Below are 319 nucleotides of genomic sequence, written 5' to 3' on the forward strand. Positions count from 1 at the left end.
GTCTATATAGAAATGATTTTTGATGTGCGGGGTCGTTAAAATTGTTTGAATGATTGGTTGCGGATCAGCAATGCCCGTTGTTTCTAAAATGACTTGGGCAACGGTTTGTTGTTCTTCTTGGTACACTTCTAAGATTGCTGATAAAGAGGCAAGAAGATCTCCTCGTAAGCTGCAACACATGCAACCATTATTTAATTGAATAATTCGTTCCGTGGTTTGTAAAAGTAATGCGTGGTCAACGCCTGTTTGACCAAATTCATTTTCAATAATAATAATTTCTACTTTAGGAAACGGTGACTGCGCAAGCGCATGGTTAATT

Annotated in this window: 1 protein-coding gene; it reads right to left on the bottom strand. The window is 37.9% G+C overall.

The genetic code is table 11. The features are described from left to right. Nucleotides 1-319 (bottom strand): GTP-binding protein (locus tag ACXIUA_RS02115; RefSeq protein WP_457975976.1); only part of this gene is annotated, 319 nt, incomplete at both ends.

The sequence above is a fragment of the Corynebacterium sp. UMB8791 genome (assembly GCF_054166365.1).